Raw genomic sequence first — 22,678 nt, forward strand, 5'->3', positions numbered from 1 at the left:
CCCGGCTGCGAGTCGTCTCCGACATTGAGCCCACATCGTGAAGCGGCGGTTTCTACAATGGCGGGATGTTTGTTCACCTGCGCCTGCACACCGAGTTTTCCGTCGTCGACGGCACCAACCGGATCGACGAAGTCATCAAGGCCGCCGCTGCCGACCAGCAGCCCGCACTGGCCATCACCGACCTGAACAACCTGTTCGGGGCGGTCAAGTTCTACAAGCAGGGGCGGGGCAAGGGCGTCAAGCCCGTCATCGGCGCTGAAATCTTCATCGAGGGGCTGGGCAAGGAGCCCGGCGTGCTCACCCGCCTCGTGCTGCTGGTGCAGAACACCGAGGGCTATCTGCACCTGTCCGAGCTGCTCGCACGCGCCTGGACGCAGAACGTGGGCCGCGGCCAGTCGCAGGCGGCCTGCAAGCTCGAATGGCTCGAAGAACTCTCGGGCGGGCTGATCGTGCTGTCGGGCGCGCAGGCAGGACCGCTGGGCGTGCCTTTGCTGCAAGGCCAGGAAGAGCGCGCGGCCGAACTCGCGCTGAAATTGGCCGGCATGTTCCCGCACCGTTTCTACATCGAGCTGCAGCGCGCGGGCCGTCCGGAAGACGAGCCGCACGTGGTCGCCGCCGTGAAGCTCGCGGCCCGCCTCAAGCTGCCGGTGGTCGCCACGCACCCGGTGCAGTTCGCCGAACGGCAGGACTACGAGGCGCACGAGGCGCGCGTCTGCATCTCCGAAGGCGAGATCCTCGGCAACCCGCGCCGCGTGCGCAAGTTCACCGAAGAGCAGTACTTCAAGTCGACCGCCGAGATGCAGGCCCTGTTCGCCGACGTGCCGAGCGCGCTGGCCAACACGGTCGAGATCGCCAAGCGTTGCAACCTGACGCTGGTGCTCGGCAAGCCGCAACTGCCCGACTTCCCCACGCCCTTCGTGAGCGAAGGCGTGCGCATGCCGATCGACGACTTCTTCCGGCAGGAGTCGTTCGAAGGGCTGGAAGTGCGCCTCGCGCATCTCTACCCCGATGCGGCCAAGCGCGACGCGGAGCGGCCACGTTACGTGGAACGCCTGGAGTTCGAGATCAAGACGATCCTGAACATGGGCTTCCCCGGCTACTTCCTGATCGTGGGCGACTTCATCAAGTGGGCCAAGGAAAACGGCTGTCCGGTCGGCCCGGGCCGGGGCTCGGGCGCGGGCTCGCTGGTGGCCTATGCGCTGAAGATCACCGACCTCGACCCGCTCGAATACAAGCTGCTGTTCGAACGTTTCCTGAACCCCGAACGCGTCTCGATGCCCGACTTCGACATCGACTTCTGCCAGGGCAACCGGGACCGCGTGATCGACTACGTGAAGGACAAGTACGGCCGCAACGCCGTGAGCCAGATCGCCACCTTCGGCACCATGGCCGCGCGCGCCGCCATCCGCGACGTGGGCCGCGTGCTGGACATGAGCTACATGTTCTGCGACGGCATCAGCAAGCTGATTCCCAACAAGCCGGGCATGTCGGTCACGCTGCAGTACCCGCCCGAGAAAAAAATCGAGGGCGACAAGAACAACTACGCCATCGAGATGGAGCCGCAGCTCGCGCAGCGCATCGAGAAGGAAGAAGAAGTGCGCATGCTGGTGGAGCTCGCGCAAAAGCTCGAAGGCATGACGCGCAACATCGGCATGCACGCCGGCGGCGTGCTCATTGCGCCCGGCAAGCTCACCGATTTCTGCCCGCTCTACCAGCAGCCCGGCAGCGACTCGGCCGTGAGCCAGTACGACAAGGACGACGTCGAAGCCATCGGCCTCGTGAAGTTCGACTTCTTGGGCCTGGCCACGCTCACCATCCTGGAGATCGCCAAGGACTTCATCGTCGCGCGCCACAAGGGCCAGGAGAACTTCGCGTTCGAGAACATTCCGCTGAAGGACGCCGCCACCTACCGGCTCTTCTCCGAAGGCAAGACGGAAGCGGTGTTCCAGTTTGAAAGCCGCGGCATGCAGGGCATGCTGAAGGACGCGCGGCCCACGCGCCTGGAAGACCTGATCGCGCTCAACGCGCTGTACCGTCCGGGCCCGATGGACCTGATTCCCAGTTTCGTGGCGCGCAAGCACGGCCGCGAAGAGGTCGAGTACCCGCACCCGGCCGTGGCCGAGATGCTCTCGGAGACCTACGGGATCATGGTCTACCAGGAGCAGGTGATGCAGACCGCGCAGATACTGGGCGGCTACTCGCTCGGCGGCGCCGACCTGCTGCGCCGCGCAATGGGCAAGAAGAAGCTCGAGGAGATGGCCGAGCACCGCGAGAAATTCCGCGCGGGTGCCCTCGCCACGCACGGCATCCCCCAGGACAAGGCCGACGAAATCTTCGACTTGATGGAGAAGTTCGCGGGCTACGGCTTCAACAAGTCGCACGCCGCTGCGTACTCGCTGCTGGCGTACCACACGGGCTGGCTCAAGGTCCACTACACGGCCGAATTCTTCTGCGCCAACATGACCGTGGAAATGGACGACACGGACAAGCTCAAGCTCTTGTTCGAAGACGCCCAGAAGAACTTCGGCATCACCTTCGAGCCGCCGGACGTGAACCGGGGTAACTACCGTTTCGAGCCGGTCACCGACCGGGTGATCCGCTACGGCCTCGGTGCCGTCAAGGGCACGGGCCAGCTCGCCGTCGAGGCCGTGGTGCGGGCGCGCGAAGAGGGCGGGCCGTTCAAGAGCCTGTTCGATTTCTGCGTGCGCATCGACCGCCAGCGCATCAACAAGCGCACCGTCGAGGCGCTGATCAAGGCCGGCGCGTTCGATGCGATTCAGCAGAACCGTGCGGCGCTGATCGCCTCGGTGGACCGCGCCTTCGAATTCGCCAGCGCGACGGCCGCCAACGCCTCGCAGGTCGACATCTTCGGAGATGCAGAGCACGGCTCGGCCACCGCCGAACCCGACCTCGTCGACGCCACGCCCTGGGGCGTGAAGGAGCGTTTGACGCTCGAGAAAACCGCCGTCGGCTTCTATCTTTCGGGCCACCTCTTCGACGAGGTCTCGCACGAGGTGCGGCGCTTCTGCAAGCGCGAAATCGGCGACCTGCTCGACAGCCGCGACCAGCAAGTCATCGCGGGCATCGTGAGCGACTTCCGCGTGATCAACGGCCAGCGCGGGCGGCTCGCGATCTTCAAGCTCGACGACAAGTCCGAGTCCATCGACGCCACGGCCGACGAGGCGCTCATCAACGCCAACCGCAACACGCTCAAGGACGACGAACTCGTCATCGTGAGCGGAAGGCTGCAACCGGCACGCGGCGGTTTCGAAGCGCGCTTCCAGGTGCAGCAGGTGTGGGACCTGGCCACGGCGCGCTGCCGCTTCGGCAAGTTCCTGCGCGTGGCGGTGAACGGCAAGGCGCCGGACATCGCTCGGCTGGTGAAGGACTTTCCGCCTCGCACCGAGCAGACGGAAGTCGGCGATCTCGTGCAAGGGTTGCCGGTGCGCCTGTCGATGGCACGTGGTGGCGCGCAGGTCGAGCTGCAACTGGGCGAGCGCGCCAAGTTCTTCCCGACCGATGCCGCACTCGCGAGCTGGACGGCGCAGGCGGAGGCGGGCAAGGCGCTGATCGTCTACGAGTGAATGGCCCCTGGGTTTCGAGGGTCGTGGAACGTTTGGGCGCATCGCGCGTCCATCTGTTTCTTCACAACCAGGCTGTTCAAGGAGGAACGATTGCCATGACCTGTACCAAGACCAACAAGACCAAGACCAACAAGAACCTGAAGAACGCCGCGCTCGCGCTCGGCATGTCGCTGGCGATGTCCGCCGCCTTCGCCCAGTACGCCGGCCCGAGCAGCGTGCCGACGATGACCGTCAAGCAACTGCTCGACACCGGCAAGGACGATCAGCACGCCACGCTGCGCGGCTTCATCGTCTCGCACGATGGCGGCGAGCACTACACCTTCGCCGACGACAGCGGCCGAATGAAGGTGGAGATCGATGCCAAGCACTTCCCGCCCGGCGTGAAGATCGACGACAAGGTGCGCGTCGAGATCTCGGGCGAGTTCGACAAGGACCTCGTCGGCAAGGCCGAGCTGGACGTCAAGCAGCTGAGCCTGGCGCGCTGACCTCGGCGGCGGCGGGTTCATTCACCGCCGCCTTGTTGCCCTTTTTCCGGAGCGCCAGCTCGACCTGCTCGAGCACGGCCTCCGGCGCGTGCAGCCAGTCCTTGGCGAGCACCTGCACCACCTGCCATCCGAATGCATCGAGCACACGCGGGCGCGAGACATAGCGCTCCAGCACGTTGCGGTTCTCGTAGTGCGTCGCGGTGTCCACGAGGATGCCCAGCGCATAGTGCCCGGCCTCCGGCGCACGCAGCGCGAGGTCGCAGCGAAAGCGCGACTGCCCCACCTGCTCATCGACCGCATGTCCGCGCGCACGCAGCGCGGCCGCAAGCTGTGCCGTTACCTCGTCGGCGCGCGCATGCTGCGCACCGCTGGCCCGCGTGAGCGGGTTCATGCTTTCGAGCACGCGCCGCGCGGTCGCCGAATCGCCGCGCGACAGGCACTCCGCATAACGCAAAAACTGCTTGAGCGCCGCAGCGCCTTCGTTGTGGTCGTTGGTGATCGCCTCGTGGCGGATCGTCGAGACCACGGCCATGTGATGCCGCGCGCGGCTGAAGATCACGTTGAGCCGCTTCTCGCCGCCGCGCTGGTTGATCGGGCCGAAATTCATCAGCATGCGGCCCTCGGGGTTCGGGCCGTAGCAGATGCTCAGGATGATGATGTCGCGCTCGTCGCCCTGCACGTTCTCCAGGTTCTTGATGAAGAGGCCGCAGAACTGGTCGTCTTCCTCGCGCACGTACTCGGCTTCCAGCCGCGCGGCGAAGTCGCTGTCGATCGCGCCCAGTGCATCGAGTTCGGCCTCGATCTCGGTCTGCTGCGCTTCGGAGAACGCGACGATGCCCAGGCTGCGCCCGGTCTCGCGCTTGAGCAGCTCGCGCACCAGTTGCGCGATGTGGCGCGCCTCGCCATCGTTGATGCGGTTCTCGTACACCGCATCGGTCACGCGGTGAAAGCTGATGGCGCGCGAGAGCAGGGCATCGACGTTCGCGGCCACCGAGGTGTCCGTCGGGCTGCGCGACTCCACGAGGATCTCCTCGCGCGCATCCGCCGGCAGGCTCCGGTCCGGAATGGTGAAGAGGTTGCCCGCGTAGAAAGCCGCGTTCGAAAAGCCGATGAGCGACTCGTAGCGGCTGCGGTAGTGCCAGGCCAGCAGCGTGGCCGGCAGGTTGCGCGCGCCCTGGTTCAGCAGGCTGTCGGCATCGAGCACCACGGCGATGCGGTCGCCTTCGTCTTCCACCGAGACGGTGTCGTCCTCGGGGTCGCGGCCCGACGAGAAGAAGCTGGTTGGCGGCAGCTGCATCTCGTCGCCCACCACGATGATCTGCGGCGCGCGGTAGAGCGCGGGCACGGCTTCTTCCACCGGAATCTGGCTTGCCTCGTCGAAGATCACCACATCGAAGAGATCGGCCGCGAGCGGCAGCGTGTCGGACACCGAGAGCGGGCTCATGAGCCAGATCGGCTTCATGTCGCGCACCACCTGGCCGGTCTCGCCCGAGGCGAGTTCGCGGATCGCCTTGTAGCGCATGGTCTTGCCGAACTCGTGTTCGAGCTCGCGCCGGCCCGCGTTGTAGCTCTTCTTGAAAAGCTTGCCGCCGGCATCGAGCTGGCTCGCGGGAAGGGCGCTGGTGCGCACGTGCTCGCGAAAGCGTTGGCGTACCGCGGCGGCGAGCGTGCGGGCGTTACGGTCGAGCAGCTTGCGCTCCCCGTCTGCGAGGCGCTGCGCATGGCGCGCGAGCGCGGCGCTGTCGAAGCGCGGCAGCCAGCGCTCGGTGCGGTAGACGCGCTCCAGGCCTTCGCGCGCGACGGCGTATTCGATGGCGTCGGGTGGGAGCGGCAGCGTGCGCAGGGCCTTGGCCAGGGCCGGGTCGGCATCGGCCAGTTCCTGCAGGTGGGGTAGCACGGTGGGAAGGGTGTCGGCTTGTTCGCGCAGCGTGCGGGCCAGTTCTTCGAGCGATGACAGCGGCAGGGCGGCCGGGTCGTCGAGTAGGTCGTGCCACAGGGCGTCGAGCGCGTCGGTGCGCTCGCCGAGGGCTGCGAGCCGTTCGACGTTGCGGCTCGCGCCGGGCTCGGTGCGCAGGTGCGCGTGGAAGGCCGCGCGCACGCCGGTGCCGGTGGCGTCTCCGCGACGGAGGGCATCGAGCTGTTGCACGAAATCGTCGGGGTCGGCGCAGCCGTAGGTGGCCTCGATCTGCGACGCCTGCTTGCCGACGGCTGCGCGGGCCGTGTGCTCGGCCAGCAGTTCCTCCAGCACCTGGCTCGGTTGCGGGCGAACGGCGTGCTTGGCGAAGTCGTAGCGGCGCTTGAGTTCGCCCGACAGGCGCCACCACGAAGGCTGGAGCCAGCGCAGCAAGGAGCCTTGCTGCGCCTTGGCCTGCGCGAGCCCGGCTTCGGTGTCGCCCGGGGAGAACTTGTCGCGCCAGTGGCTGGTGCGCTCCTGGGCTTCCTTGAGCACCTGCTGCAACGCACGGCGCTGCGTCATCGCCTCGCCGAACGCGAGGCTCGTGGGGTGCGCGGTGTCGAGCAGCGAGAGATGCCCGCGCGCCGCGAGCGCGGCCACGCGGCGAGCATCGGCCACCACGGCCAGCGCATCGCCCCAGAGCGTGGGCGCATCGCCCAGCGGCGGCCAGGCGTCGGTCAACGCATCCCGATGCGGACCGGTCTGTTCCGCCGCGCGGCCGCTGAGTTCGACCAATCGTGCGAGCGGCCGCTCCTGCCGCAGCAGTACGGGCGCGAGTTGCGCGAACGCATGCGCCGACAGATACGGCACGCCCAGGCTTTCGGTGACCGCGAGGTGAAGGCGCGCGACCAGGTCCTCATGTTTGCGCCAGGCAGCGAAAGCGGGCAGGGCCTCGGCCTGCAACGGTGTCAAAGCGGGATCGTGCGGCTTGAGCGCGATCAGCCGCGCCATCAGCGTGCGCACCGCCACGGCCAGGTGCTCGGGCACATCGCGCATCGCCGCGTCGAAACGTTCCAGTGCCTTCAGGTCGGCGTCCATCGTGTCGACGAGCTGCGTGCGCTCGCGGCTCTCGGCGTCCAGTTCCTCAGGCGCCGCGAGCCAGTGCTCGTAGGTCTTCTTGAGGTTCTGCACGAAGGCCTTCTTGTCGCCCTGCGAGTCGTGAATCATGCAGCACAGCTCGTCCAGCCCCTGCTGCCGCAGCCGGTGGAACACCACGTCGATGGCGGCGCGCTTCTCGCAGACGAACAACACGCGCTGCCCGCGCCCCACGTAGTCGGCGATGAGGTTCGTGATGGTCTGCGACTTCCCCGTGCCGGGCGGCCCCTGGATGATGTAGCTGGTGCCGGTGCGCGCGAGCGCCACGGCGGCGGTCTGCGTCGCATCGGCCTGCACCACGGGCCACTGGTCGGCCAGCGGCAGGGCGGCGGGCGTCTCGGCATCGACCTGGCGCGGCTGCAGCGAGAACACGCGGTCGAAGGCATCGCTCGCGATCTCGGTCTCGCTCAGCGCCGAGTAGTCGCGCACCAGCGACATCTTGCGGTGGTTGAAGTTGCCGAGCGTCACCGAGGTGAGGTCGACATCCCACTGGTACGGATTGCCGGTGCTCTCGTGCAGCGAATACGTCTGCTGCTCGGTCTGCGCGGCGGTGGACGCCATCTGCGGCGCGCGCGGCATGGGGCGTGCGCCGACCGCATCGCGAAGCGACAACGGAACCGGCCGCACCTTGGCGTGGAAGAGCTGCAGGCCGAGCGGGCGGAAGTCGTCTTTCGCATAGCTGAAGTCCTGCGCCGCCACCGGCTGCGCGCCGGGGCTGCGCACGCGGGTGCGCCGCTTGAACTGTTCGAGCCGCTGGCGGGCGCGTTGGTGGATCAGCTCGATCTGGGGCTGCTTCACCAGCCGCAACTGCACGCCGGGTTCGGTCGCGGCGATCTGCGCGGACAGCTGGGCGTGGAACTGCTCGATGGTGGTTTCGCGCAGGTCGATGCTCTCGGGCAGCACGATGCCGTAGAGCTGGCGCAGGTGGTGGCGCAGCGTTGGGTTGACCTGCGCTTCGCTGGACGCGGCTTCGAGCAGGTACTGGTCCTTCACGCCTTTCTTGCGCGTGAGTTCGACCGACAGCATCAGCAGCGGCGAGGCGATACGCTCGGCGCGCTCGGCCTCGCCTTCCTTCAGGTTGTGCCAGCGCAGGAAGGCGATCACCAGCGACAGCTGCGAGAAGCCGTATTCGGAGCGGTCGCGCCGCGCCTCCTGCAGGATGCGGTCGAGCGCGCCCGGCAGGTAGGGCTGGTCTTCGAAGCGCAGCCAGCGCGCGAGCGGCACGGGGACGCAGGTGGCGATGTCGTTCGCGAAGCGGCCGTCCCATAGGCAGAGCTGGTCGACGCGGATGTTCTTGATGTCGACCACCAGCGGCACGCTCGCCACCGTGAGGTTCACATGCGTCTGGCTCGGCTTGAAGTGCAGCAGGCGGTTGCGGCGCGAGAGGTCGAAGAGGCGGTCGCGCAGGTGCAGGCGGATCGCCTGGCGGCGCTGGCCCGCGCCGTCTCTCGCGGGCGCGATGCGGTCGAGGCCGAGGTCCAGGGGCTGGTCTCGGTAGGTTTCGAGCCGGCGGATCACCGAGGGCAGGTCGCGCGCGCGTTCGTGGCGGTCGAGCGCGGTCATCTCGCCGATCACCGCGGCCACCACCGGGTGCAGGCGGCGGTTGAGCGCGAACAGGTTGTTGCGGCTCGCGACGAAGCGGCCGAGCTCCTCGCTGTCGGTGAAGGCCAGTCCGCACGAAAGGCTGGCGAGCACCTGGCCGAGGCAGAGGATGTCGGTCAGCGCGTCGTGATGTGCGAATCGCAATTCCCACGCGGTGTAGCCGGGCAGGTAGACGGGGCGCGTCGGCAGGGCGTCGGGCGCGGCGTCGGCCATGAGCGCGAGGTTCTCGACCGAGACGCCTTCGTCCGCATCGAGCGTCACGCGGTGCTCGCCGACCACGCGCAGCACCGAGGCGGCGGGTTGCTCGAGCGGCGCGATGGCTTCGCGGTTCTGGCGCGGCTCGGCGCCTTCGGGCTGGACGAGGACGAGGGCGGGCGAATCGTCGACGCGGTAGGCAAAGGCGCTGCCGAGCGCGGCGACCTTGCCCTGCTCGTGCAGTGCGGACACCTCGCGCAGCAGCGGCAGCACGAGGCTCAGCACATCGTCGGTCTGCAGGCCGCCGTGGGCGTCGGCGGTGTCGAGCAGTTGCAGCAGGGGGGCGACGGCGGTATTCATGCGGAGGCGCCTTGCAGGTGTTGGGCGGCAGCCTTTTCAAGCAGCGTGGCGGCATCGCGCTTCACGCGGGTCAGGCTGCGTTTGGGGAAGCGCATGTCCTTCACCACGCGCTCTTCGAGCTGCGTAGCGCAACCCATCGCTTCGGCGAGGCCGAGCGCGGCGGCGAGCGTGATGTCGTCCAGGTCGGGGTCGGCCGCGACGAAATCGACCAGCACGCTGGCGAGGTAGTCGTGCATGCCGGCAGGCACTGCTGCGGGTGGCGGCAAGGGCGCCGAGGGCGGCGCGAAGTTCGGAAAGAAGCGGCGCGCATGGGCCAGCAGCGATTCGGATTGCAGGAAGGGCCGCTGCAGCAGTTGGGCGATGGTTTCCCGCGTCAGCGCATCGGCGCGCTGCTGCCCGAGCAGGTCGAGCGTGGCGATGTCCAGCGGGCCTTCGAGCGCACTGGCCAGCCATTCGTCGGCCTCGGGCTGGCGTTCGGTCCACAGGCGCAGCGCTCGCGCCCGCACGAACACCTCGGGGTGGCTGGTGCCACGCGTCTGGATTTCGGGCGCGGCGCAGATTTCGTCGGCCTGCCGCAGATAACTCGCGGCGTTCACCTGGTTCAGGCCCGTCTGCACCTTCACCAGCGCGGTCACCGCGGGCTCGAGCGCCTCGCAGGCGATGCAGGCACCGCGGTCGGCAAAGGCCTCGGTGTAGAGGCCGTAGCGCCGCGCCGCATGCAGGTGGCTCGCGTCGGCGCGCGAATCGGCGGCCGCGGCCTGCAGGATGCGGTCGACCACGTGGTACTTGCCGCCGTCGCGCTCCCACAGCAGGTAGTGCGCCAGTTCATGACCGAGCACGGCTTGCAGCTCGGCGCCCTGCAGTCGCTCCATGAGCGGACCCGAGAGCACGATGTGCGCCTCGCCCGGCAGGAAGTAGAGCGTGGCATTCATCGTGCCGTCGCCCGCCTGGTAGAGCGCCACGCGCGCCGTGATGCCCAGGCGCTGCACCGCCGCGTTGCAATGCGCGTGCAGCTCGGGGTGGGCATCGGCATCGAGCCGGTACGAATTGCGCAGCAGGTCGGCGCGCACGGCTGCGGCATGCTCCTCGCGGGCCTCGGCGGAGGCGGCCCAGCGCCAGACTTCGGGCTCGTTCGCCTGCAGATGGGCGGCCAGGGCCTGCTGGTAGGGGAGCGGGATCAGGTCTTCGAGGCGAACGGCAGGAGGGAAATCGACCATGTCAGGAGCGCCGGCAATGAGTTGCCGACGATCCTAAACGAGCAAGGTGAATCAGCGTGCCATCAATGGGCCATCAGTGCGCCATCAGTGCGCCATGGAGGCCACCGGCAGGTCGGGCAGCACGTTCAGGATGCGCAGCGTCTGCTGCACCACCTGACTGAACACCGGCGCGGCCACGAGGCCGCCGAAGTACTTGCCCGCGCCGGGCTCGTCGATCATCACCGCGACGATGATGCGCGGCTTGTCGATCGGCGACATGCCGGTGTACCAGGCGCGGTACTTGTTGCTCGCATAGCCCTTGCCCACCTGCTTGTGCGCGGTGCCGGTCTTGCCGCCGACCGAGTAGCCCTGGGTCTGGGCGAGTGGCGCGGTGCCGCCGGGCGCGGCCGCCAGGTGCATCATCTTGCGCACTTCGCTCGCGACCTGCGGCGAGAACACCTGCACACCGGGCGGATCGGTGTCGGTGCTTTTGAGGAGCCCCACCGGGATGACCTCTCCGTCGTGCGCGAAGGCCGTGTAGGCATGTGCGATCTGGAACAGCGACGCCGAGAGGCCGTAGCCGTACGACATGGTGGCCTGCTCGATCGGCCGCCATGACTTCCAGGGCCGAAGGCGCCCGGTCACCGCGCCGGGGAAGGGCGTCTGCGGCTTCTGGCCGAGGCCCAGCGAGGTGAACGAGTTCCACATTTCCTGCGCCGTCATGCGCTGCGAGATCTTGGTGGCGCCCACGTTGCTCGACTTCTGGATCACGCCCTGCACTGTGAGCACGCCGAAGTTCTCGTCGTCGTGGATCGTCGCGCCCGTGACGGTGATGCGACCGGGGTTGGTGTCGATGATGGTCTGCGGCGTCACGCGCCCGAGCTGCAGCGCGGTGGCGATGGTGATCGGCTTCATCGTCGAGCCCGGCTCGAACACGTCGGTCATCGCGCGGTTGCGCAACTGTTCGCCGGTGAGGTTGCGGCGGTCGTTCGGGTCGTAGCTCGGGTAGTTGGCCATGGCGAGCAGCTCGCCCGTCTGGGTATCGACCACTACGACGCTGCCCGCCCGGGCCTTGTTGGCGATCACTGCGTCGCGGATCTTCTCGTAGGCGGTGAACTGCACGCGGTCGTCGATGCTCAGCTGGATGTCGTGGCCGTCGGTCGGTGGCACCTGGTCCTCGGTGTCCTCGACGATGTGGCCCAGGCGGTCCTTGATGACGTGGCGGGAGCCCGCCTTGCCGGCCAGCTCGCCGTTGAAGGCGAGCTCCACGCCTTCCTGCCCGATGTCCTCGACGTTGGTGAAGCCCGCCAGGTGCGCGGCCGCCTCGCCCTCGGGGTACTGGCGCCGGTAGTCGCGGCGCAGGTAGATGCCCTTGATGCCGAGCTCGGCGACCTGCTTGCCAACGGCGGTGTCGACCTGCCGCTTGAGCCAGACGAAGCTCTTGTCCTCGTCCTCCAGCTTCTTGTCGAACTCCTTCTGCGGCATGCCGAGGAGTTTTGCCGCCTGCTTCAACTTGGCCTGCACGGCCGGATCGTCGCGCTCGATGTCCTCGGGAATGGCCCAGATGCTGGGCGCCGGGATGTCGGAGGCGAGGATCAGCCCGTTGCGGTCGAGGATGCGCCCGCGGTTCGCGGGCAGCTCCAGCGTGCGCTGGTAGCGCACCTCGCCCTGGTGCTGGAAGAAGTCGTGGTTGAAGACCTGCACATAGGCGGCCCGGCCGGCCAGCAGCACGAAGCCGAAGGCGATGCTGGCCACGATGAACTTGCTGCGCCAGACGGGTGTCGGGCTCGCCAGGAGCGGACTGCTGCCGTAGCGGATTCGGCCGTTGGAATTCATCTTGGGCTCTTGTGCGAGCACGGGGCCCGCTGTTGTTGTGCGCGGGTAGACAGCAGGGCGGCAGCGGAGTTCCGGGCGGCCTCGCGAAAGGCCCCCCGGCGCCGGTGCGAATCAGCGCTTCGGCCGGAGCGACACGATCAGCGACGGGAAGATGCGCCCGTCGGTGTCGCGCGGCAGCTTGTCGGTCTTGTGCAGGCCGCGCTCGGCCGCTTCGTCCCAGGCGGGCAGTCCACTGGAGCGCGTGAGCTTCACGCCGACGATGGTGCCGTCGGGCGCGAGGTTCACCTCGAACTCGGCGGCCGGGTTGCCGTTCACCGTGTCGGCATCGGGGAAGGTGATGTTCGGGCGCACCGCGGCGGCGATGCGTCCGGCATAACCGCTCGACGGACCTGAAGACCGCAGGGCCGTGCCCTTCGAATCGTCGGCGCCGCTCGCGCCCGCCAGACCCTGCATGCGCTTGAGCGTGGCGGCGCGATCGGCGGCCGCCTGCTTCGCAGCGGTCTCGGCCTTCTTGGCTTCGGCCTGCTTGGCGTCGGCTTCCTGCTGCTTCTTCGCGTCGGCGAGTTTCTGCTGGTCTTTCTTGCGCTGTGCCTCGTCATCGGCGCGCTGCTTGGCTTCGAGTTCTTTCTTCTTCTGCTGTTGCTGCTCGAGCTCGCGCTCTTTCTGTTCCTTCTGCTCCTTGAGCTTCTTCTCGCGCTCCAGGGCAATGTCGGGTGCGGCCGGCGCGGGCGCGGGCTCAGGGGCCTTGGCTGCAGGAGGCGGCGGCGGTGTCGGTGCAGGCGGGGGCGGCGCGGGAGCGGGCGTTGGCGCCTCCGGTGCGGACAGCCGCGGTGCGGCCTGTTGCACGGTGGAGGACCACAGCTCCGCATCGACGGCGCCTTCGTCGGCATCGCTGCGCCAGCGCACCCCCCACGTCAGTGCCGCGATCAGCAGCGCATGCGCGATGAGGGCGAGCACGACGGCACGCGGCGTGCCGCGCTGCGCCGGTGGCGCGAACTCGGGGCGATCCAGTGCGAGCGACATGCCTTATTTGCCGCCCGTGGTGGTGACCGACAGGCCCACGCGCTCGATGCCGCTGCGCTTGAGCTGGTTCATTGCCTTCACGACGGTTTCGTACTTCACCGACTTGTCGGCGCTGATGACCACCGGGCGCTGGGCGTCGCCGCCCTGCGCCTGTTTGGCCGCGGCGCCGATTTGGGTCATCGGGATGGAGGTGCTGCCCGTGTTGCCGGTGGACGGGTCCTTCTTGATCTGCACTTCGTCATCGCTCTTGATGACGATCTCGATGGGCTTGTCGGGCTGCTTGTTGGCACGGTCGACCGAGGGCAGGTTGATCACGCTCGGCGTGATGAGCGGCGCGGTGACCATGAAGATGATCAGCAGCACCAGCATCACGTCGATGAACGGGACCATGTTGATCTCGTTGATCGTCCGGCGGCCACGGCCCCGGGATGAAACGGCGGGCATGCGCTCGGACTCCGCTCAGCGGTTGGCCGGAGCCACCGTGGTTGCCGCGGCAGCCGCGCCCGGATTGGCCGAGAGGTTGCGCTGCAGGATGTTGGAGAACTCCTCGATGTAGGTTTCGAGGGCGATGGCGATCTTGTCGATCTCGCGGGCGAAGCGGTTGTAGCCGACCACCGCGGGAATGGCGGCAAAGAGGCCGATGGCCGTGGCCACCAGCGCTTCGGCGATGCCGGGCGCCACGGTGGCCAACGTCACCTGCGCGAGGGCGGCCAGGCCCGTGAAGGCATGCATGATCCCCCAGACCGTGCCGAAGAGGCCGACATACGGCGATACCGAACCGACGGTGGCGAGGAACGAGAGGTTCTGCTCGGCCGCATCGAGCTCGCGCTGGAAGCTCGCACGCATCGCGCGGCGGGCGCCGTCCAGCAGCGTGGCGGGGTCGCTCACATGGCGCTCGCGCAGCTTTTGATACTCGCGCATGCCCGAGGCGAAGATGCGCTCCATCGGTCCCGCGAACTTGGCGTTCTGGGCGGCCGAGGCGAACAGCTCGTTCAGGCTCGTGCCCGACCAGAACTCGCGCTCGAAGTCGTCGTTCAGGGTGCGCATGCGCCGCAGCGCGAAGTACTTGCGGATGATCGCGGCCCAGCTGGCAATCGAGACGATCACGAGCAGCAGCACGACCATTTGCACCACGAAACTGGCGTGGAGCAGGAGGTTGATGATGGAAAGATCTTGGTTCATGGCTTGAAAGGTTGAGTCATGGAGCCGCCGCAGCGCTCGAGGGTTCCCGAAACCGGGGAAGGGATGCGTGCGGGACGCAAAGTGGCGGCGTTCACCCACCCGATACGGATCGTGCCTTCGCACAGCAAGACCGGTGCCGCAGCGCCAGTTCGCTCTTGCTCTGTTTTTGATAGCACTTGCTGTCCGATTATCAACGAGGCAGTGCCCAATTGTTGAAGATCGGCTGTCACCAGCAGTTCGTCGTCGAGCCGCGAGGGCCGATGGTATTTGAGCTGCGTTTCGCTCACCACGAACTGGCCGCCGGTTTCTTCCTTGAGCTTGCGCTGCTCGACGCCCAGGGAGCGCAGCCACTCGGTGCGCCCGCGCTCCATGAACTTCAGGTAGTTGGCATAGAACACGATGCCCCCGGCGTCGGTGTCTTCCCAGTAGACGCGGATCGGGAACGCGTAGCTCATTGTGCGGTCATGGCCCGCAGGCGCTCGACGGCTTCCTTCAGGTGCTCCATCGAGCTCGCGGTGGAGAAGCGCACGAACTTCGCCGTTTCTGCCGTGCCGAAATCGCGGCCGGGCGTGACGGCGACGTGGGCGCGTTTCATGGTCTCGAAGGCGAAGTCCCAGCTGCCCGAGATGCCGAGCTTTTCGGCAAAGCCCGTGCAATCGGCCCAGGCGTAGAAGGCGCCATCGGGCACCACGGGCACGTTCAGGCCCAGCGCGTTCAGTTGCGGAATGAACCAGTCGCGGCGCGCCTTGAACTCGGCGCGGCGGCGTTCGTACTCGGCGATGCTCGCGTCCTCGAAACAGGCGAGCGCCGCGTACTGCGACACCGTGCTCGCGCAGATGAAGAGGTTCTGCGCGAGGCGCTCGACCACCGGCACCAGCACTTCGGGCACCACCAGCCAGCCCAGGCGCCAGCCGGTCATGTTGAAGTACTTGCTGAAGCTGTTGATGCTGATGACGTTGTCGTCGATGGCCAGCGCCGTCTGCCCGAAGGCATCGTCGTAGGACAGGCCCAGGTAGATCTCGTCGATCAGCGTGATGCCACCGCGCTCGGACACCACCTTGTGGATGCGGCGCAGCTCGTCGGGCGCGATCGAGGTGCCGGTCGGGTTCGACGGCGAGGCGAGCAGCACGCCGCGCGTCTTCTCGGTCCAGGCGGCCTCGACCTTGGCGGCGGTGAGCTGGAAGCGCTCTTCGGCCGTGGTCGGGATCAGCACAGCCTTGCCGTCTGCCGCGCTCACGAAGTGGCGGTTGCAGGGATAGCTCGGGTCGGGCAGCAGGATCTCGTCGCCCGATTCGATCAGCGCGAGACAGGCGAGCTGCAATGCGGCCGAGGCGCCGGCCGTCACCACGATGCGGCGGGCGGGTACGTCGACGTTGAATCGCTGCTGGTACCAGCCGCTGATGCGTTCGCGCAGATGGTCGAGGCCGGTGGCCTGCGTGTACTGTGTGGCGCCGGCACGCACGGCGCGAAGGGCGGCTTCCTGCACCAGCGGCGGTGCGGTGAAGTCCGGCTCGCCGATATTCAGGAAGATCATCGGCCGGTCGGTGTGGGCGACTTCGCGCGCGAGCACGCCAGCAGCCTTCGCCACCTCCATCACATAGAAGGGCTCGATGCGCTCCGCGCGCGTCGAGATCCTCATGCCTTGGCCTTGCCGGATGCGCGATCGGCCTCCACTTCGAGCGGCCGGAACTGCGGCGCCAGACCGTTGAGCACCGCGTTCACGTACTTGTGGCCGTCGGTGCCGCCGAATTCCTTGGCGAGTTCGATGCATTCGTTGAGCACCACGCGCCAGGGCACGTCGGGGCAGTTCTGGAATTCGTACACGCCGATCCACATCACGGCGTGCTCGATGGGGGAGATTTCTTCGAACTTGCGGTCGAGCAGCGGACGGATCAGCGCGTCGAGCTGCTCGGCGTTGTCGATCGAGCCGTGCAGCAGCGCGTCGTAGTGCGCGGCGTCGGCCTTGTGAAAGCCCGCGAGGTCGCGCGTGAAGTGGTCGATGTCAGTCGGGTCGTTGCGGCCCACCAGGTGCTGGTAGAGCGCCTGCAGCGCGAACTCGCGTGCGCGGCTGCGGTTGGACTTGGCCGAAGCCTTGCGTGCGCCGGTGCTGGTGAGGCCCGTGCGCGACTGGCGGGGCTTGGCGCCGCCTGCCTTGGTGGTGTCTTCGGTCATGAAAGGGTGGCCAGCAGTTGCGCCATCTCGACGGCGACCTGGGCTGCATCGCGGCCCTTGTCGGTCTGCCGTGCGACGGCCTGCTCGAGATTTTCGGTGGTGAGGATCGCGTTGGCGATGGGAAGGCGGTAGTCGAGTGCGATGCGGCTCACGCTCGCGCCCGATTCGTTGGCCACCAGTTCGAAGTGGTAGGTCTCGCCGCGGATGATGCAGCCCAGCGCGACGAGCGCGTGGTAGCCGCCGCGCTCGGCCAGCGCCTGCAGCGCCACGGGCACTTCGAGGGCGCCGGGCACCTTCAGGTGATGGATGTCGGACGCGGCCACGCCGAGCGCTTCGAGTTCGGCCAGGCAAGCGGCTGCCAGTGCGTCCGTGATGTCGGCGTTGAAGCGCGCCTGCACGATGCCGATGCGCAGGCCTTTGCCATTGAGCGTCGTCTCGCCCTTGTTTGAACCTTGCATGGTCGTTCAGTCTTTCGTGAGGTAGCCGGCAATTTCCAGGCCGTAGCCCGCTGCCATGCTCGGCATGCGACGCGGCGTGCCCAGCAGGTTCATCTTGTGCACGCCGCATTCGCGCAGGATCTGCGCGCCGATGCCGTAGCTGCGCAGGTCCATGCGGCCGCGCTCGGGGGCTTGCGCGGGGCGCGCGGTGCCGTCGAACTGTGCGAGCAGCTCGCCGGCGGTTTCGCCGCAGTTCAGCAGCACGGCCACGCCCTTGCCCTCGGTCGCGATGTGCGAGAGGCTGGCGTCCAGGCTCCACGAATGCAGCGAGCGGTTGATTTCGAGCGCGTCGAGCACCGAGAGCGGCTCGTGCACCCGCACCGACACGGTGTCTTCGGGCGCCCACTTGCCGCGCACCAGCGCCAGGTGCACGCCGCGGCTGGGCTTGTCGATGAAGGCGTGGGCGGTGAAATTGCCCCAGGCGGTTTGAATCTCGCGGCAGCCGACCTTCTCGACCAGCGATTCGACGCGGCTGCGGTGCTCGATGAGCGCGGCGATGGTGCCGATCTTGAGGTTGTGCTCGGCCGCGAAGATCTGCAGGTCGGGCAGGCGCGCCATCGTGCCGTCTTCGTTCATCACCTCGCAGATCACCGAGGCGGGCGAGCAGCCGGCCATGGCGGCGAGGTCGCAGCCGGCTTCGGTATGGCCGGCGCGCATCAGCACGCCGCCGTCCACCGCCTGCAGCGGGAAGATATGGCCGGGCTGCACGAGGTCGGCTGCCACGGCGTTGGGCGCGACGGCCGCCTGCACGGTGCGCGAGCGGTCGGCCGCCGAGATGCCGGTGGTCACGCCTTCGGCCGCTTCGATGGACACCGTGAAGGCCGTCGAATGCTTGGCGCCGTTGCGCTGGACCATCGGCGGCAGTTGCAGCCGCTCGCACATTTCGCGCGAGAGCGTGAGGCAGATCAGGCCGCGCGCATGGCGCGCCATGAAGTTGATCGCTTCGGGCGTGATGTGGTCGGCCGCGATGACGATGTCGCCTTCGTTCTCGCGGTCTTCCTCGTCCACGAGGATCACCATGCGGCCCGCGGCCAGCTCGGCCACGATTTCTTCGACCGAGGCGATCGGTGCGGGGGCGCGCACGGCGCTGGGGGCGGCACCGATGGGCGTGACGGAGGCGTTCATTCGGCGGTGTCCTTGGAATACGTGGCGGTCTGCGGGACCAGGACGCCCGCCTGGAGCATGCGCTCCACGTAGCGCGCCACGGTATCGATTTCTAGATTGACCTTCGAGCCGGCCAAGAGGCCGCCGAGGGAGGTGTTGTCTATGGTGTGCGGGATCAGGTTGATGCTGATCTCGGCGCCGCCTTTGATGTCGCTCACGCTATTGACGGTGAGGCTCACGCCGTTGATGGTGATCGAGCCCTTGTAGGCGAGAAAGCGGGCGAGGGCGGGCGGCGCGACCACGCGCAGCTCCCAGCTTTCGCCGACCGGCTCGAAGAAGCTCACCGTGCCGATGCCGTCCACATGGCCCGAGACGATGTGGCCGCCCAGGCGGTCGCTGGCGCGCAGGGCCTTCTCGAGGTTGATGCGGCTGCCCTCGTCGGTGAGGCCCGCAGTTTTGTCGAGGGATTCGGCAGAGATGTCGATGGTGAACTGCTGTCGCTCGGGGGCGAGCGTGGTGACGGTCATGCAGGCGCCGTTCAGCGCGATGCTGTCGCCCAGCCCGACGTCGTCGAGATAGCCGTCAGGCACCGCAATGCTGAGTCTTTTGCCGTAGGAGGAGGAGGTGCCGAGGTCGTGAATGGCGGCGATGCGCCCCACGCCGGTGATGATTCCGGTGAACATTCGCACATTTTCGCAGACATCGAAGGCCCCCGGCTTTTCATGGCGCTTCGCACCATGTAATTCGCCACCCCCCGAGGGGGAGGCCCGGCTCGCCTTGGGGCGGCCCGGCGGCGGCCGCCGCGATCCGCCTCTTCAGAAGGCGTCTTTTTCGCGGACCCGGGCGAGGATTCGGATATCGGGGCCGAGCATGTCGATGGACCGGAATTCGAGGGGCATGGCGCCTGTCAGCGCGGTGAGCGGGCCGTCCGCGTGGATGTGGCTGGCCATGTCGAGCCCTTGGCCGATCAGCTTCGGCGCGAGGTAGACCAGCAGTTCGTCGACGCAGCCCTCCCGAATCAGCGAGCCATTGAGCTTGTGGCCCGACTCGACGTGCAGTTCGTTGACGCCGCGCGCTGCCAAATCTTTCAGCATCGCGTCCAGATCGACCTTGCCGTCGGCGTTGGCCAGGCAAGTGACCGTGGCGCCGCGGGCTTCCAGCGCGGCAGCCTTGGCTTCGTCCCGCGCGGCTGCATAGATCCAGACTGGGCGACCTGCTATGAATATGTGAGCGTCCGGCGGCGTCTGGAGGCGACTGTCGACCACGACCAGATGCGGCTGGCGTGGCGTCTCGACCAATCGAACGTCCAGGCGCGGGTTGTCTTCGAGCACGGTGCCGACGCCGGTCAGCACGGCGCTCGCGCGGGCGCGCCAGGCATGGCCATCGGCACGTGCAGGCTCGGAGGTGATCCATTGGCTCACGCCGTTCTCCAGGCCCGTCTTGCCGTCCAGCGATGCCGCCACCTTGAGCCGCACCCACGGCGTCTTGCGCACCATGCGGCTGAAGAAACCGATGTTGAGCTCACGCGATTCCTCGGCACCAGGACCGACCTCGACCTCGACACCCGCCGCACGCAGCCGCTCGAAGCCCTGGCCCGCGACCAGCGGGTTCGGATCGGCCAACGACGCCACGACCCGCCCGATACCCGCTGCAATCAGCGCGTCGCAGCAAGGCCCGGTGCGGCCGTGGTGCGAGCAGGGCTCCAGCGTCACGTACGCCGTCGCGCCTTCGACCGAGTGACCTTGCGCCGCCGCATCGCGCAACGCCATCACTTCCGCATGCGGACCGCCGGCCTTCTGCGTATGCCCCTGGCCCAGCACGCGCCCATCGGCATCGCACAGCACGCAGCCCACGCGCGGGTTCGGATCGGTCAGCAGCAAGGCGCCGGACGCCAGGCGCAAGGCTATCGCGATGTGCTGCGCGTCTTGTTCGTGTGAGGGCATGGGAATGAAAGAGGCGGGACGGGGAAAAATTTAACACCGGTGCCGTTCGATCATACGAGCGGCATACCGATGCGGATGAACGGTGCGCGCCCAGTCGCAAGCGGCCTCTACGCTCGAAGTTCGATGGCGGGAATAAAGAAGCAACACAAGTTGCAGCAGATCAGGGAGGACATCGAACATGGCTTCAACGAAGCATCGGGCCGCGGGCTTTTCGCTCGTGGAGGTATTGGTATCCATCGTCGTGCTGAGCCTGGGACTGCTCGGCACGATCGGCATGCTGCTGGCGTCGGTGCGCACCAGCAACGAGTCGGCAACCTTCACGGCGGCGCTCAATCTGGCGCGCGATCTGTCGGAGAAGGTGCGGATGAACAAGGGCATCGCCACGCGCAACGATGCGGGCAATGCCTACCTTGTCGAAGACTGGCGTGAGGGTGGCGCATCGGGAACCGCTTCCGCCGGCGTGGCCTGCGTGGGAGGCGGCGCAGTCTGCAGCACGGCGGACCTCGCGGCATGGGACATGAACGAGTGGCAGCGCCGCATCGCCAAGGCGCTGCCCGAGGCGCGCCTGAGCGTGTGTTTCGACGAGACCCCGTGGAATGCGGCGGCCGACGAGTACACATGGACATGCAGCAAGACGGGCCGCACCGTCGTCGTGAAGCTCGGCTGGACGCCTCGCGCCGGCCTCGGTGCGAAGGCGGATTCATCGTCGGCGCCGCGGCTGGTGATGCAGCTGGTCGCAGGGGAGGTGCGCGATGGCCAGGCGGGTTCCTGAGTTCGCCGGCCGCGTGCGTGAACGCGGGGTGACGCTGGTCGAGCTGCTGGTCGCCACTGCCGTTGCGCTGATCGTCGTGCTCGCGGCCACGGTCGCGTTTGTCGCCAGCCAGCGCTTGTTCACGGCCGATGCCGATGCGCAGGCGGTGGAGGAGTCGCTGAGGTTCGCGGGCTTCGTCGTCAGGAGCGTCGTGCGGCAGGCGGGCTATTCCGACCACGCGCCCGAAGCCCGGGGACCGCAGGGCTCCGAAAGCGCAGCCGGCAGCACGGGCACCACAGCAACGTCGAACGATCCCGCCGACCTCGACATCGTCGGCGCGAGCGACACCCGCGTCAGCGGCGTCGGCGACAGCTACGGCGCGCACGGCACGCGCGGCATCAACGCCAGCGATTCCCTGCGGGTCCGTTTCTTCGGCCGCAGCCGGGCCGGAGGCGACGGCACCGAGCCCGACGGCACGATGATCGATTGCATGGGCTTCGCCCAACCCGGTCCGGCGGCTGACATACCCGTGTCCGCGGACCGCGCCTGGAGTTTTTTCTATGTCGCCGAAGCCACGGACAAGGAACCCGAGCTCTACTGCAAGTACCGCAGCGCCAGAGGCGGGGCGTTCAGGGCGCAGCCCCTGGCGCGCGGCATCGAGGTGTTCAAGGTCGTCTATGGCCACGACGCCGATGGCAACGGCGTTCCCGAGCAATGGCTGGACGCCGCGCATCTCGAGGCCATGGCCGCCTCCGGGGACAGGGTCGCCGACGAATGGCGCAAGGTGGTCGGCCTCCGCATCGGCATGGTGGCGCGCAGCGCGCAACCCGGGGGCGGGCGCCTGGAGGCGGAGGAGGTGCTCTATCCGTTGGGCACTGATTTCTCCGAGCTGAGCTTCAGGCCCGCGGCCGATGGCCGGCTGCGGCGCGTGGCGACCTTCACGGTCATGCTGCGCAATGCGATGAAGGCGCCGGCATCGTGAGCCCGCGCCGTCGTTCGCCGCAGCAGCGGGGCTTCTCGCTGATCGTCGTGCTGTTGCTTCTCCTCGTGGCTATGGTGCTGGGCGTCGGTGCGGCGCAGGTCTCGCTGGTCAACGAGCGCAGCGCCCGCAACGACCGCGATGCCGAGGTGGCATTCCAGGCGGCCGAGGCTGCGCTCGTCGACGCCGAAACCGATGTGCTCGGGCCCAACGAGAACACACGGCAACGCCTCTGCCTTTTCAATCGCCAGGATGCGACGGCCTTCGTCGCAGGGTGCGGTGGCGACGGCGAGCAGCAGGGGCTGTGTGCAACTGCCGAGCCGGGCACCGATCCCGCATGGATGGCCACGGACCTTTCGGCCGGGAGCGGCAAGTCGGTTGCCTACGGCACCTTCACCGGCCAGACCTACTTCAGCGGCGATGCCGCCACGGGCAGCCGCGCCGGTGCGCTGCCAGCTCGCGCGCCGCGCTACATCGTGGAAGCCGTTCGCAGCCGCGGCGGCTTGCAGGCCAATGTGCTGCAGAGCGCGAGCGCCCAGGACGCCAGCTACATCTTTCGCGTCACGGCCATCGGCTACGGCATGCAGGAAGAGACACAGGTCGTGCTGCAGACCACTTTGTACAAACCGGCGGCCAGCCCTGGCTGCCCTTCCTGAAGACGGGACCTTCATGCGCTTTCTTCGAATTTGCGCGATGGCAGCCTGCGCCGTCGCATGCGCC

At 67.7% G+C, this 22,678-nt stretch carries 18 protein-coding genes; 5 read left to right on the forward strand and 13 right to left on the reverse strand.

The window, feature by feature from the left end:
- Positions 1 to 65 precede the first annotated feature (65 nt).
- Both dnaE and NU688_RS04780 read left to right on the forward strand, forming a co-directional pair.
- Positions 66 to 3,584 (forward strand): DNA polymerase III subunit alpha, encoded by a 3,519-nt coding sequence (gene dnaE, locus NU688_RS04775; RefSeq protein ID WP_257859380.1) that lies wholly within the window; start codon positions 66 to 68, stop codon positions 3,582 to 3,584.
- A gap of 95 nt (positions 3,585 to 3,679) precedes the next feature.
- Positions 3,680 to 4,069, forward strand: coding sequence for a YgiW/YdeI family stress tolerance OB fold protein (locus tag NU688_RS04780; RefSeq protein WP_257859381.1), 390 nt, complete (start codon positions 3,680 to 3,682; stop codon positions 4,067 to 4,069).
- On the opposite strand, the gene NU688_RS04785 is transcribed toward NU688_RS04780, so the two are convergent.
- The 13 genes from NU688_RS04785 to ribD form a co-directional block, all read right to left on the reverse strand.
- Positions 4,044 to 9,275, reverse strand: coding sequence for an AAA domain-containing protein (locus NU688_RS04785; RefSeq protein ID WP_257859382.1), 5,232 nt, complete (start codon positions 9,273 to 9,275; stop codon positions 4,044 to 4,046). The genes NU688_RS04780 and NU688_RS04785 overlap by 26 nt on opposite strands.
- Positions 9,272 to 10,492 carry a SprT-like domain-containing protein gene (locus NU688_RS04790; RefSeq protein ID WP_257859383.1) on the reverse strand — a complete coding sequence of 407 codons (1,221 nt, stop codon included), beginning with the start codon at positions 10,490 to 10,492 and terminating at the stop codon, positions 9,272 to 9,274. Before NU688_RS04790 ends, NU688_RS04785 begins: the two co-directional genes overlap by 4 nt.
- Positions 10,493 to 10,576: 84 nt before the next feature.
- The gene (locus NU688_RS04795; RefSeq protein WP_257859384.1) at positions 10,577 to 12,307 is read right to left on the reverse strand and encodes a penicillin-binding protein 2; all 1,731 of its coding nucleotides are present in this window, start codon (positions 12,305 to 12,307) and stop codon (positions 10,577 to 10,579) included.
- A gap of 111 nt (positions 12,308 to 12,418) precedes the next feature.
- On the reverse strand, positions 12,419 to 13,330 hold the full coding sequence (tolA, locus tag NU688_RS04800) for a cell envelope integrity protein TolA (protein WP_257859385.1): 912 nt from the start codon (positions 13,328 to 13,330) through the stop codon (positions 12,419 to 12,421).
- A gap of 3 nt (positions 13,331 to 13,333) precedes the next feature.
- Complete coding sequence (locus tag NU688_RS04805) at positions 13,334 to 13,774, reverse strand: biopolymer transporter ExbD (RefSeq protein ID WP_206178787.1); 441 nt, start codon at positions 13,772 to 13,774, stop codon at positions 13,334 to 13,336.
- Positions 13,775 to 13,789: 15 nt separating this feature from the next.
- The gene (tolQ, locus tag NU688_RS04810) at positions 13,790 to 14,512 is read right to left on the reverse strand and encodes a protein TolQ (protein WP_257859386.1); all 723 of its coding nucleotides are present in this window, start codon (positions 14,510 to 14,512) and stop codon (positions 13,790 to 13,792) included.
- Positions 14,509 to 14,967 carry a YbgC/FadM family acyl-CoA thioesterase gene (locus NU688_RS04815; RefSeq protein ID WP_257859387.1) on the reverse strand — a complete coding sequence of 153 codons (459 nt, stop codon included), beginning with the start codon at positions 14,965 to 14,967 and terminating at the stop codon, positions 14,509 to 14,511. Before NU688_RS04815 ends, tolQ begins: the two co-directional genes overlap by 4 nt.
- Positions 14,964 to 16,151: a pyridoxal phosphate-dependent aminotransferase gene (locus tag NU688_RS04820; RefSeq protein ID WP_257859388.1), complete on the reverse strand. Its 1,188-nt coding sequence runs from the start codon at positions 16,149 to 16,151 to the stop codon at positions 14,964 to 14,966. The genes NU688_RS04815 and NU688_RS04820 overlap by 4 nt, the downstream gene beginning before the upstream one ends.
- Positions 16,148 to 16,684 carry a transcription antitermination factor NusB gene (gene nusB, locus NU688_RS04825; RefSeq protein ID WP_042580121.1) on the reverse strand — a complete coding sequence of 179 codons (537 nt, stop codon included), beginning with the start codon at positions 16,682 to 16,684 and terminating at the stop codon, positions 16,148 to 16,150. The genes NU688_RS04820 and nusB overlap by 4 nt, the downstream gene beginning before the upstream one ends.
- Positions 16,681 to 17,142: a 6,7-dimethyl-8-ribityllumazine synthase gene (ribH, locus tag NU688_RS04830; RefSeq protein WP_257859389.1), complete on the reverse strand. Its 462-nt coding sequence runs from the start codon at positions 17,140 to 17,142 to the stop codon at positions 16,681 to 16,683. The genes nusB and ribH overlap by 4 nt, the downstream gene beginning before the upstream one ends.
- A gap of 6 nt (positions 17,143 to 17,148) precedes the next feature.
- Positions 17,149 to 18,306 (reverse strand): bifunctional 3,4-dihydroxy-2-butanone-4-phosphate synthase/GTP cyclohydrolase II, encoded by a 1,158-nt coding sequence (gene ribBA, locus NU688_RS04835; RefSeq protein ID WP_257859390.1) that lies wholly within the window; start codon positions 18,304 to 18,306, stop codon positions 17,149 to 17,151.
- Complete coding sequence (locus tag NU688_RS04840) at positions 18,303 to 18,968, reverse strand: riboflavin synthase (RefSeq protein WP_257859391.1); 666 nt, start codon at positions 18,966 to 18,968, stop codon at positions 18,303 to 18,305. Before NU688_RS04840 ends, ribBA begins: the two co-directional genes overlap by 4 nt.
- Before the next feature lie 132 nt (positions 18,969 to 19,100).
- On the reverse strand, positions 19,101 to 20,228 hold the full coding sequence (ribD, locus tag NU688_RS04845) for a bifunctional diaminohydroxyphosphoribosylaminopyrimidine deaminase/5-amino-6-(5-phosphoribosylamino)uracil reductase RibD (protein WP_257859392.1): 1,128 nt from the start codon (positions 20,226 to 20,228) through the stop codon (positions 19,101 to 19,103).
- Positions 20,229 to 20,406: 178 nt separating this feature from the next.
- On the opposite strand from ribD, the gene pilV reads away from it, so the two are divergent.
- Genes pilV through NU688_RS04860 form a run of 3 tightly spaced genes read left to right on the forward strand, consistent with a single transcriptional unit; the run spans position 20,407 to position 22,614 of the window.
- On the forward strand, positions 20,407 to 21,000 hold the full coding sequence (pilV, locus tag NU688_RS04850) for a type IV pilus modification protein PilV (RefSeq protein ID WP_257859393.1): 594 nt from the start codon (positions 20,407 to 20,409) through the stop codon (positions 20,998 to 21,000).
- Positions 20,981 to 21,961, forward strand: a complete 981-nt coding sequence (locus NU688_RS04855; RefSeq protein ID WP_257859394.1) for a PilW family protein — start codon at positions 20,981 to 20,983, stop codon at positions 21,959 to 21,961. The genes pilV and NU688_RS04855 overlap by 20 nt, the downstream gene beginning before the upstream one ends.
- On the forward strand, positions 21,958 to 22,614 hold the full coding sequence (locus tag NU688_RS04860; RefSeq protein ID WP_257859395.1) for a PilX N-terminal domain-containing pilus assembly protein: 657 nt from the start codon (positions 21,958 to 21,960) through the stop codon (positions 22,612 to 22,614). The genes NU688_RS04855 and NU688_RS04860 overlap by 4 nt, the downstream gene beginning before the upstream one ends.
- Positions 22,615 to 22,678 lie beyond the last annotated feature (64 nt).

Source organism: Variovorax sp. ZS18.2.2 (assembly GCF_024701975.1).
In the GTDB taxonomy this organism is placed as follows: domain Bacteria; phylum Pseudomonadota; class Gammaproteobacteria; order Burkholderiales; family Burkholderiaceae_C; genus Variovorax.

Coding starts and splice junctions, on each gene's coding strand:
- NU688_RS04795 (WP_257859384.1), bottom strand. CDS start 12,307: ATGAATTCCAACGGCCGAATCCGCTACGGCAGCAGTCCGCTCCTGGCG.
- ribH (WP_257859389.1), bottom strand. CDS start 17,142: ATGCAAGGTTCAAACAAGGGCGAGACGACGCTCAATGGCAAAGGCCTG.
- tolA (WP_257859385.1), bottom strand. CDS start 13,330: ATGTCGCTCGCACTGGATCGCCCCGAGTTCGCGCCACCGGCGCAGCGC.
- pilV (WP_257859393.1), top strand. CDS start 20,407: ATGGCTTCAACGAAGCATCGGGCCGCGGGCTTTTCGCTCGTGGAGGTA.
- tolQ (WP_257859386.1), bottom strand. CDS start 14,512: ATGAACCAAGATCTTTCCATCATCAACCTCCTGCTCCACGCCAGTTTC.
- NU688_RS04840 (WP_257859391.1), bottom strand. CDS start 18,968: ATGTTCACCGGAATCATCACCGGCGTGGGGCGCATCGCCGCCATTCAC.
- NU688_RS04815 (WP_257859387.1), bottom strand. CDS start 14,967: ATGAGCTACGCGTTCCCGATCCGCGTCTACTGGGAAGACACCGACGCC.
- NU688_RS04855 (WP_257859394.1), top strand. CDS start 20,981: ATGGCCAGGCGGGTTCCTGAGTTCGCCGGCCGCGTGCGTGAACGCGGG.
- NU688_RS04820 (WP_257859388.1), bottom strand. CDS start 16,151: ATGAGGATCTCGACGCGCGCGGAGCGCATCGAGCCCTTCTATGTGATG.
- NU688_RS04785 (WP_257859382.1), bottom strand. CDS start 9,275: ATGAATACCGCCGTCGCCCCCCTGCTGCAACTGCTCGACACCGCCGAC.
- dnaE (WP_257859380.1), top strand. CDS start 66: ATGTTTGTTCACCTGCGCCTGCACACCGAGTTTTCCGTCGTCGACGGC.
- NU688_RS04780 (WP_257859381.1), top strand. CDS start 3,680: ATGACCTGTACCAAGACCAACAAGACCAAGACCAACAAGAACCTGAAG.
- ribBA (WP_257859390.1), bottom strand. CDS start 18,306: ATGAACGCCTCCGTCACGCCCATCGGTGCCGCCCCCAGCGCCGTGCGC.
- ribD (WP_257859392.1), bottom strand. CDS start 20,228: ATGCCCTCACACGAACAAGACGCGCAGCACATCGCGATAGCCTTGCGC.
- NU688_RS04790 (WP_257859383.1), bottom strand. CDS start 10,492: ATGGTCGATTTCCCTCCTGCCGTTCGCCTCGAAGACCTGATCCCGCTC.
- NU688_RS04805 (WP_206178787.1), bottom strand. CDS start 13,774: ATGCCCGCCGTTTCATCCCGGGGCCGTGGCCGCCGGACGATCAACGAG.
- nusB (WP_042580121.1), bottom strand. CDS start 16,684: ATGACCGAAGACACCACCAAGGCAGGCGGCGCCAAGCCCCGCCAGTCG.